The 8,520-nt window shown below is 56.8% G+C and carries 8 protein-coding genes; 7 read left to right on the forward strand and 1 reads right to left on the reverse strand.

The window, feature by feature from the left end:
• Nucleotides 1–159: 159 nt before the first annotated feature.
• From L3X40_RS20090 to L3X40_RS20120, 7 genes are read left to right on the forward strand one after another with little or no spacing between them, the layout of a single operon-like run.
• Nucleotides 160–2,109, forward strand: coding sequence for a SurA N-terminal domain-containing protein (locus L3X40_RS20090; RefSeq protein ID WP_237367167.1), 1,950 nt, complete (start codon nucleotides 160–162; stop codon nucleotides 2,107–2,109).
• Nucleotides 2,106–3,617, forward strand: a complete 1,512-nt coding sequence (trpE, locus tag L3X40_RS20095) for an anthranilate synthase component I (protein ID WP_237367168.1) — start codon at nucleotides 2,106–2,108, stop codon at nucleotides 3,615–3,617. Before L3X40_RS20090 ends, trpE begins: the two co-directional genes overlap by 4 nt.
• A gap of 43 nt (nucleotides 3,618–3,660) precedes the next feature.
• A complete protein-coding gene (locus L3X40_RS20100) occupies nucleotides 3,661–4,251 on the forward strand; it encodes an anthranilate synthase component II (protein ID WP_237367169.1) in 591 nt (196 codons plus the stop codon).
• Nucleotides 4,248–5,237, forward strand: a complete 990-nt coding sequence (trpD, locus tag L3X40_RS20105; protein ID WP_237367170.1) for an anthranilate phosphoribosyltransferase — start codon at nucleotides 4,248–4,250, stop codon at nucleotides 5,235–5,237. Before L3X40_RS20100 ends, trpD begins: the two co-directional genes overlap by 4 nt.
• Nucleotides 5,234–6,025, forward strand: coding sequence for an indole-3-glycerol phosphate synthase TrpC (trpC, locus tag L3X40_RS20110; protein WP_237367171.1), 792 nt, complete (start codon nucleotides 5,234–5,236; stop codon nucleotides 6,023–6,025). Before trpD ends, trpC begins: the two co-directional genes overlap by 4 nt.
• The gene (gene moaC, locus L3X40_RS20115; RefSeq protein WP_237367172.1) at nucleotides 6,022–6,495 is read left to right on the forward strand and encodes a cyclic pyranopterin monophosphate synthase MoaC; all 474 of its coding nucleotides are present in this window, start codon (nucleotides 6,022–6,024) and stop codon (nucleotides 6,493–6,495) included. Before trpC ends, moaC begins: the two co-directional genes overlap by 4 nt.
• Complete coding sequence (locus L3X40_RS20120; protein WP_237367173.1) at nucleotides 6,492–7,676, forward strand: molybdopterin molybdotransferase MoeA; 1,185 nt, start codon at nucleotides 6,492–6,494, stop codon at nucleotides 7,674–7,676. The genes moaC and L3X40_RS20120 overlap by 4 nt, the downstream gene beginning before the upstream one ends.
• A gap of 50 nt (nucleotides 7,677–7,726) precedes the next feature.
• On the opposite strand, the gene L3X40_RS20125 is transcribed toward L3X40_RS20120, so the two are convergent.
• Nucleotides 7,727–8,398 carry a hypothetical protein gene (locus tag L3X40_RS20125; RefSeq protein WP_237367174.1) on the reverse strand — a complete coding sequence of 224 codons (672 nt, stop codon included), beginning with the start codon at nucleotides 8,396–8,398 and terminating at the stop codon, nucleotides 7,727–7,729.
• Nucleotides 8,399–8,520 lie beyond the last annotated feature (122 nt).

Genomic DNA, 8,520 nt, shown 5'->3' on the forward strand with positions numbered 1-8,520 from the left:
CCGACGAGATCCTCGCCGCCGTCAAACGCTTCTGCCAGAAAACAATGAAGCGAACTTCGGATTCAGGTGACTAGGCCATAGAGTCCGTGCTTGAAGCCATGCCCGCTCCATCCTAAAGCGGGCAGCCGTTACGCCCTGCAGTTTATTTGTGGATATATCATGATCAGTCTTATTCGCCGTCTTTTCAATTCGAAGATTGGTCTGGCTATCACCTTCCTGTTCATAGGGTTGGTGGCCATAGCCTTTGCGGCAGGCGATATAACCGGATCACACGGCTTTGGCGGAATCGGTGGCAATGGTGGAACCGTTGCCGAGGTTGGCGGCGATTCATTGACCTCTGCCGATCTGCAAAGCCGCACACAGATGGTCTTCGATCGGCAGAAACAGCAAGCGCCTGATCTGGAAATGACCAGTTTTCTGGCCTCTGGCGGGATGGAAAATATCCTGGATCAGTTGATCAATGGCATGGCGCTGACTGAATTTGCCAATGATGAGGGCATGCAGACCAGCAAACGACTGATCGATGGAGAAATCGCAAGTATCCCTGCGTTCAAGGATGCCTCCGGTAAATTCAGTGAACAACTATACCGGGATCTGTTGCGGCGTCAGGGAATTACCGACGCGGCGTTGCGTCAGGACATTAGCCGCGATCTTTATTCGCGGCAGCTTTTGACCCCCATCGGATTGGGCAGCAAAATATCGCAGGACATGGCGATGCCGTATGCTTCCTTGCTGCTGGAAGCGCGCGAGGGGCGCATCGCCATCGTTCCTTCCAAGCTATTGATGAGCAACGATCAGCCCAATCCTCAGGAATTGGCCGAATTTTACCGGCGTAATGCGGATCGCTTCACGGTGCCCGAACAGCGCCAGTTCCGCTATGTCCTGATCGACAAGGCCCGGTTCGAAAAGAATGCGCAGCCGAGCGATGCTGAGGTCAAGGGCTATTATGAACAGAACAAGGCGAATTACGCCGCGCGTGAAAACCGCACGCTGGAACAGATTATCCTGCCGACACAAGCTGCCGCGGAAACCATTGCCAAGAAGGTAAAGGGCGGCGAGAGCCTTGCCAATGCCGCGAAAAGTGCAGGACTGGCAGTTGCAACGCTGAGCGACCTGAGCGAACAGCAATATGCGGAAAAAACGTCGGGTGCCGTTGCCAAGGCAGCCTTCGCGACGGCCAATCATGAAATCGCCCCATTGGCCAAATCGCCGCTTGGCTGGCATGTCGTGCGTGTTGCAGGCATCACGACTATTCCAGCAAAACCACTTGAAACCGTTCGCGCGGAAATCCTGACGGCATTGCAGGACCAGAAGGCGGCGGAAGCCATGTCGGATTTCCTTGCGCGCGCCGAAGATCAGATAGCCGCGGGCACTACATTCGATGAATTCGCAAAGGACGCCAGCCTTGCTATCAAGGCGACGCCGCCCATTCTGCAAGGCGGAAAAAGCATCGAAAAGACAGATTATCAGGCCCCTGAAGAGTTGCAGGCGCTTTTAAAGCCGGCATTTGACATGGAGCTGGACGACGAACCGCAGATGGTGACGGTCCAGCCCGAAGCGCTATATGCACTCGTTGATGTCACTGACGTCAAGGCAGCGACCCCGCCGCCGCTGGACAAGGTGCATGATATGATCGTCCAGCAATTCCAGATGGACCGTGCGGCATCAAAGGCCAAGACCATTGCCGATCAAATCGTCGCGAAAATCAACAAGGGAACCGATTTTTCCAAAGCAATGAGTGAATCGGGCCTGAAGGTCCCACCTGTACAGGAGATTGGCGGCAAGCGTGCAGACATCGCCCGCGCCGGCCAGAAGGTGCCCCCGCCACTTGCCCTGCTTTTCAGCATGGCGGAAGGCAGTACCAAAACGCTGGAGGCTGGACAGGACCAAGGTTATTTCATCGTAACTCTCGACAAGATTCAGCGCGGTGATGCAGGTAAGCAGCCCGCCATTATCAAAGCCGTCCAGCAAGAGATGTCACGCGTTGCCGGCAATGAATATGCACAACAATTCGCCCTTGCTACCCGTCAGCAGGTGGGCGTCAAAAAGAATGAAGCCGCAATCGCAAAGGTAAAGCAACAGCTTCGCGGCGCGACCACCGGACAATGATGCAGGCTGCGCTCGATACCGTCCGGGAAGCGCTGGGCCGGGGCGAATCCGCGCTCGTATGGAAAAGGCAGATTGCCGACACTGACACGCCGATTTCGGCGGCGCTCAAGCTGATCGAACCGGACCGGGGTGATTTTCTGCTGGAATCGGTGGAGGGCGGCGCGGTACGCGGGCGTTACAGTCTGCTGGGCCTGGCACCCGATCTGGTGTTTCGCGCGCAGGGACAGTCGGCGGAAATCAACCGGCAATGGGCAACTGATGGCACGGCCTTTGTCCCTCAGGATGCAGGAGCCCTGGAATCGCTACGCCAACTGGTCGCAGAATGCCGGTGCGAAGTTGACGAAGCCCTGCCCTCTGCCCTTGCATGTCTTGTCGGCTATTTTGGATATGAAACGGTCGGGTTGGTCGAAAAACTGCCCCGTCCCTCCGAAAATCCGTTGCAGTTACCCGATATGCTGTTCGTCCGTCCAACCGTGATCCTGATCTTTGACCGGCTGGCTGACGCGCTGTTTCTGGTAGCCCCGGTGTGGGCGGGAAGCTTTGGCGATATGGACCAGGCGATTACGGCAGCGCTGGAACGGATCGATGCGACGGCGGCCCGGCTTGCCGCGCCTCTTCCTGTGGCTTTAGCGGCTGGGGCGGTAGCTGGTGAACTGTCGGTGTCGCCCGTTTTGGCTCCCGGTCATTATGGTGAAATGGTACTGAAAGCGAAGGAGTATATCGCCGCCGGGGACATATTTCAGGTGGTGCTGGCGCAGCGCTTCACGGCGCCCTTCCCGCTGCCGCCTATTGCGCTTTACCGGGCGCTGCGAAGGATCAATCCTTCACCATTCCTCTATTACCTCGACCTTCCCGGCTTTGCCCTCATCGGGTCCAGCCCGGAAATACTGGTCCGCGTCCGGGATGGTGAAGTCACCATCCGCCCTATTGCCGGTACGCGCCCGCGTGGCAAGAACGCAACAGAGGATGCCGCAAACAAGGCCAGCCTGCTGGACGACCCCAAGGAACGGGCCGAACATCTGATGCTTCTCGACCTTGGCCGCAACGATGTAGGACGTGTGGCGCTGGCAGGCAGCGTAAGCGTGACCGACAGTTACAATGTCGAATTCTACAGCCATGTCATGCACATCGTATCCAATGTCGTGGGGCAGATCGATCCCAAACGGGATGCGCTCGATGCTCTGTTTGCAGGTTTTCCTGCCGGAACGGTGAGCGGCGCGCCAAAGGTGCGCGCTTGTGAGATTATTGCCGAGCTGGAATCCGAAACCCGCGGCGCCTACGCAGGCGGCGTCGGGTATTTCTCCCCCGACGGTAATATGGATAGTTGCATCGTCCTGCGCACGGCAGTGCTGAAGGACGGCATCATGCATGTGCAGGCGGGCGCGGGCATCGTAGCTGATAGCGTCCCTGAATATGAACAGCGGGAATGTGAAGCAAAGGCTGGCGCGCTGATCGCGGCAGCACGGGAAGCGATGGCGCTGGCGAAGGAACCGGGATTTGGCCAGTGATCTCGTACTGGTTCACATGGGCGCATGGCGCTAAGGCAGTTTCATGATTCTCGTTATCGACAATTATGACAGTTTTACCTGGAACCTTGTCCACTATCTGATGGAGTTGGGTGCGCAGGTAGAGGTTGTCCGCAATGACGCCATGTCGGCAGGGCAAGCCTTGTCGTCTGGCGCGGAGGCCTTTCTCATATCGCCGGGTCCCTGCACACCCAATGAGGCAGGGATAAGTCTGGATCTGGTCGCGGCGTGCGCCGATGCGCAAAAGCCATTGCTTGGCGTATGCCTGGGGCATCAGGCGATTGGGCAGCATTTCGGCGGTACGGTGGTGCGTGGTGGGTTGATGCACGGAAAAACATCGCCAGTCAGCCATGACGGCACGGGGTTATTTGCCGATCTTCCCTCTCCCTTTAACGCGACCCGCTATCATAGTCTGGTGGTGCAGGATATTCCCGACGACCTGATCGTCAATGCGACCAGCGACGATACGATGGTCATGGGTTTCCGCCATATAAGCCTACCCATCCACGGTGTGCAATTTCATCCTGAAAGCATCGCCACAGAGCATGGTCACGCCATGCTTGCCAATTTCATGCGGATCGCGGGGATGGACGTGAAGGATCGCACGACGGCATGACGTCACTTTCCGATCCATCACAACCGCTGGGGCGGGAAGAAGCCGAGCGCGCCTTCGCCGGGATATTGGACGGCACGGTGCCAGATGAAGACATCGTACAATTTCTTGTGGGTCTGAGCGATCGCGGCGAAACCGCCATCGAAATTGCCGCAGCAGCACAGGCCATGCGTGAGCGGATGATCTCGATCCATGCACCTGAAAACGCCATTGATGTCTGCGGTACGGGCGGTGACGGACACCATACGCTGAATGTTTCGACCGCTGTCGCCATCGTTGTTGCGGCTTGCGGAATCCCTGTCGCGAAACATGGCAATCGCGCGGCGTCATCAAAGGCAGGGGCGGCCGATACCCTGGAAGCGCTGGGCCTTGATCTCACTCGCGCGGGCGAACTGGCCGAAAAGTCACTGGCTGACATCGGCATTTGCTTCCTCTTCGCCGCACATCATCACCCGGCGATGAAACGCATCATGCCCATCCGCAAGGCGATCGGAGAACGCACTATTTTCAACCTGATGGGACCGCTCGCCAATCCTGCGGGCGTCAAACGGCAACTCATTGGGATAGCTCGCCCCGATTATGTCCCTATTTATGCCGAAGCGCTGCGCTTGCTTGGTACGGAACGCGCCATGGTGGTAGCTGGGGACGAAGGGTTGGACGAACTTTCGCTTGGCGGGGGGAATCATGTTGTTGAGGTGGCCAATGGCGTTACCATGTCCTATACTGTTTCCGCTGATCAGGCGGGGCTGCCATCCCACCCGGTTGAGGCCATCCGGGGGGGCGATGCCGCCTATAACGCGGCGGAATTGACGAAACTGCTTCAGGGCGAACCCGGCCCCTATCGTGATGCCGTCCTGTTCAATAGCGCCGCCGCATTGATGGTAGCGGGTGAGGTGGACACATTGATGTCCGGTGTCGGGGAAGCCGCCGAAGCCATTGACAAGGGACTCGCCAACGCGCTGTTGAATTGCTGGATTGCGTATAAATGACCAACAAACTGACCGAAATCTGTACTACCAAACGTCAGGAAGTAGCCGACCGCAAGGCAGCGATCACATTTGCCACGCTCAATGCGCTCAAGGCCGAACAAAGTGCTCCACGTGGTTTTCGCAATGCGCTTGATAGCGCTGCAAGAACTGGACACGCTCTTATTGCCGAAATCAAGAAGGCCAGCCCGTCCAAGGGCTTGATCCGGGCCAACTTCGATCCGCCTGCGCATGCTCAGGCATATCAGGCTGGCGGGGCGGCATGCCTTTCCGTCCTCACCGACGCGCCGTATTTTCGGGGGCATGAAGATTATTTGATGGCTGCGCGATCGGCCTGTTCGTTACCGGTCCTGCGCAAGGATTTCATGATCGATCCGTGGCAGATACATGAAGCGCGGGCGATCGGTGCCGATGCTGTTTTGATTATCGTGGCTGCACTGGATGACGGGCAGATGGCCGAGATAGAAGCCGCTGCGATCGAATGCGGAATGGACGCGCTGGTTGAGGTGCATGACGCCGATGAACTCGAACGCGCGCTTAAACTCCAGTCGCGCCTGATCGGGGTAAATAATCGTGATTTAAGAGACTTCACAGTCGATTTTGCCAGAACATATGAACTTGTCAGTCACGCACCGAAAGATTGCACCTTCGTTGCCGAAAGCGGCTTGAGCGGCAAAGCGGACCTGGATGCCATGGCGGAACACGGTGTGCATTGCTTCCTCGTTGGTGAAGCGTTGATGCGGCAGGCGGACGTGGAGGCGGCAACGCGCGCGTTGTTGACCGGGCGATGAGCAAACTGACGCATCTGGACGATGACGGCAGTGCGCACATGGTCGATGTGTCAGGCAAGCAGGTGACTGCGCGGCAGGCTATCGCCAGTGGACGGATCTCGATGTCAGGCGAGGCACGCCGTGCCATTGCACAAGGCCTTGTCAAAAAAGGCGATGTGCTGGCCGTCGCGCGTGTCGCCGGGATCATGGCGGCGAAGAAGACGTCCGATCTCATCCCCCTGTGCCACCCCCTGCCCCTGTCCTCCGTCAGCATTGATCTTCGTCTCGACGATGCGGGCGTCATTGCGATTGCAACGGCGAAAACCAGCGGACAGACAGGGGTGGAAATGGAGGCGATGACGGCGGTCAGCATTGCCCTTCTTACCATATATGACATGGCCAAAGCTATTGATAAGTCCATGATTATCAGTGATATTTCTCTCCTGGAAAAGGAAGGCGGCAAGTCAGGCAAGTGGACGCGCGGGTCGTGAGCCTGATCGACGTTGAACAGGCCCAGCAGCGGCTTTTCTCTCTCTCCAGCGCCGTCGAAGCGGATGACCTCCCCTTTGCGCAAGCCCATGGCCGATGGCTCAGCTGCGACCTCATGGCTCTCCGCGATCAGCCATGGAGCGACCTTTCCGCGATGGATGGCTATGCAATCCGTTATGCCGGCCTGCCTGGCCCCTGGACGGTTATCGGCGAAAGCGCGGCAGGCGGCGATTGTGCGCTCGAAATGGGCACCCATGAAGCTGTTCGCATTTTCACAGGTGCAGCCATGCCAAAAGGTGCCGATTGCGTTTTGGTCCAGGAAGAGGCGGAAATTCGTGCAGGCCAGCTTGTTTTGACGGGTGAAGGCCCCGACAGGCCAGGCAAGCATGTGCGTGCGCGGGGATCGGATTTCGCAAACGGCACATTGTTGCTCGGCAAGGGCAGCAAAGTAGGTGCACGACATCTGGCGTTGGCGGCCATTGGCGGCCACAGCATATTGCCGATGCATCGCACGATAAAGGTGGCGCTGTTTTCTACCGGAAATGAACTGGTGGAACCGGGAATGCAGGGGCGCCCCGCCGATTTACCCGCGTCCAATGGCGTCATGTTGCGCGCGATGCTGACAGGGATGCCGGTCACGATTGATGATCTTGGCATTATTCCCGACGATCTGGCGGCGCAGACGAATGCTTTCCGCCGTGCTCTGACGGCTGATATCATCGTGACCACCGGCGGCGCATCCGTGGGTGATCATGATCTGGTCAAGCCAGCTTTTGAGGCGGTGGGCGGGTCGGTGGATTTCTGGCGCATTGCGCTGCGTCCAGGAAAGCCGCTGATTGCCGGGCGCAAGGATCGAACTTTGTTCCTGGGCCTGCCCGGTAATCCGGTTTCCGCCTTTGTCACGGCAACGCTGTTCCTGCTCCCACTGGTGCGGCACATGAGTGGAGCCAATGATCCATTGCCGCCATTGACGTCAAAAATTCTGACGCAAGACATGCCAGCCACATCCGCCCGTGCAAATTATATCCGCGCCATCGTTGAAAACGGCAATGTGCGCCCCTGCGCCAGCCAGGACAGCGCGGCGCTGCTTTCTCTCGCAAACGCCAATGCACTGATCATTCGCCCTCCCCATAGCGGCCCGGCGAAAAAGGGGGATCAGGTAGAGGTCATCCTCCTCTCCTGACGGTTACGTATGCGAAGGGGATAATCGCCACTTACTTGGCGTTATTATACTTAGTTGGCGACCGTGCTGTTGCAAAACGGATGTTGTATGGCAGAATTGGCTAACGTGGCCTTCCCACCGCTCCGACGGGCAGTAATATGACCGGTTTGCATGCCATTTCGGTGCATGTATCCTCCACAGGTGGGGCATCTCGGCGCACTCGGAATAGCATCCTTTAGGAAAGTTGCGCTTTTGATGTCCCTGCTAAACGCTGCTCCATCTGCGGCAAAAAGATCGCGGACCGGCTCAACTCTGACGAGAAAATCATAGAGATCATTTTCTGACAGGATATTTGTAGCCTCTTCTACGGTTTTTCCGCCAACCAGCAATCTTATGATCTCACGATATAAATTTGCAACGCGTGGGCGGCTACGAGCGCCACTACCTAGAGTTTTTATTGCCTCGGTTACGCCTGAATTTGTTAAGATAAATTTCTCAAACTTCTCTCGGATTGAAGTAAATTGCTTAAATTCTTTGGTGTCCCAATCATTGAACAGAGTGACATAGCTGAGCAAAGCCGCTGGTTGGAAGGTGCCATTTTTTGAGTAAAAATATAGTGCGGGATGCAGGCCCAGCGACGATGCGTGATTTGACAAAATCCGCCGAAGCGTTTTCCTAACATTGTTCAGATAATTGATCGTCGATTCGCCATCAGGGTCATCTTGGATTTGATCTGCAATCACGCTCTTGTGACTGGAATCTTTTACCGTAACTGAATTGACAAGATTAACTAGTCACCTGAATCCGAAGTTCGCTTCATTGTTTTCTGGCAGAAGCGTTTGACGGCGGCGAGGATCTCGTCGGC

The sequence above is a fragment of the Rhizorhapis sp. SPR117 genome (genome assembly GCF_021742065.1).